The 1945-nt window shown below is 50.3% G+C and carries 1 rRNA gene; it reads right to left on the bottom strand.

The window, feature by feature from the left end:
- Positions 1–1888, bottom strand: a 23S ribosomal RNA gene (locus GFJ36_RS28385); the annotation flags it as partial.
- Positions 1889–1945: the final 57 nt, after the last annotated feature.

Below are 1945 nucleotides of genomic sequence, written 5' to 3'. Positions count from 1 at the left end.
TTAACCCTTCCAGCACCGGGCAGGTGTCAGCCCCTATACTTCGCCTTACGGCTTCGCAGAGACCTGTGTTTTTGCTAAACAGTCGCTTGGCGCCTATTCACTGCGGCTTTCCGTTAAGAAAGCACCCCTTCTCCCGAAGTTACGGGGTCATTTTGCCGAGTTCCTTAACCAGAGTTCTCTCGCACACCTTAGGATTCTCTCCTCGCCTACCTGTGTCGGTTTGCGGTACAGGCACCTTTTATCTCGCTAGAAGCTTTTCTTGGCAGCGGGGAATCAAAGACTTCGCTCCATAAGGAGCTTCCCCATCACAGCTCAGCCTTCACGATAAGCGGATTTGCCTACTTATCAGCCTAACTGCTTGGACGTGCACAACCAATCGCACGCTTCTTCTATCCTTCTGCGTCCCTCCATTGCTCAAACGATAAAGAGGTGGTACAGGAATATCAACCTGTTGTCCATCGCCTACGCCTGTCGGCCTCGGCTTAGGTCCTGACTAATCCTGAGCGGACGAGCCTTCCTCAGGAAACCTTTGGGCATTCGGTGGACGGGATTCTCACCCGTCTTTCGCTACTCATACCGGCATTCTCACTTCTAAGCGCTCCACCAGTCCTTCCGGTCTGACTTCACTGCACTTAGAACGCTCCCCTTACCACTGATACCATTGGTATCAATTCGCAGCTTCGGTGGTGTATTTAGCCCCGGTACATTTTCCGGCGCAGAGTCACTCGACTAGTGAGCTATTACGCACTCTTTAAATGGTGGCTGCTTCTAAGCCAACATCCTAGTTGTCTAAGCAACTCCAACATCCTTTTCCACTTAATACACACTTTGGGACCTTAGCTGGCGATCTGGGCTGTTTCCCTCTTGACTACGGATCTTATCACTCGCAGTCTGACTCCTAAGGATAAGTCATCGGCATTCGGAGTTTGACTGAATTCGGTAATCCGATGAGGACCCCTAGTTCAATCAGTGCTCTACCTCCAAGACTCTTACACTTAAGGCTAGCCCTAAAGCTATTTCGGGGAGAACCAGCTATCTCCAGGTTCGATTGGAATTTCTCCGCTACCCACACCTCATCCCCGCACTTTTCAACGTGCGTGGGTTCGGGCCTCCATTCAGTGTTACCTGAACTTCACCCTGGACATGGGTAGATCACCTGGTTTCGGGTCTACGACCACGTACTAAACCGCCCTATTCAGACTCGCTTTCGCTGCGGCTCCGCCTCTTCAGCTTAACCTCGCACGGGATCGTAACTCGCCGGTTCATTCTACAAAAGGCACGCCATCACCCATTAACGGGCTCTGACTATTTGTAGGCACACGGTTTCAGGATCTCTTTCACTCCCCTTCCGGGGTGCTTTTCACCTTTCCCTCACGGTACTGGTTCACTATCGATCACTAGGGAGTATTTAGCCTTGGGAGATGGTCCTCCCAGATTCCGACGGAATTTCACGTGTTCCGCCGTACTCAGGATACATTCAAGAGAGAACCGAAGTTTCGACTACGGGGTTTGTTACCCTCTACGACCGAACCTTTCCAGGTCGCTTCGTCTACCTCGTTCCTTTGTAACTCCGTATAGAATGTCCTACAACCCCAAGAGGCAAGCCTCTTGGTTTGGGCTATGTTCCGTTTCGCTCGCCGCTACTCAGGAAATCGCATTTGCTTTCTCTTCCTCCAGGTACTTAGATGTTTCAGTTCCCTTGGGTCTGTCTTCCTTACCCTATGTATTCAGGCAAGGATACCATACCATTACGTATGGTGGGTTTCCCCATTCGGAAATCTTCGGATCAAAGCTTACTTACAGCTCCCCGAAGCATATCGGCGTTAGTCCCGTCCTTCATCGACTCCTAGTGTCAAGGCATCCACCGTGCGCCCTTTCTAACCTTAACCAAACTAAAATTAAAAAAATATGAGCTACACTGTTATCTAGTTTTCAAAGAACATAC

This window comes from Bacillus sp. EE-W1 (assembly GCF_009760835.1).
Lineage (GTDB): Bacteria > Bacillota > Bacilli > Bacillales > Bacillaceae_G > Bacillus_A > Bacillus_A wiedmannii.
This window is presented reverse-complemented; position numbering and strand designations above follow the sequence as displayed.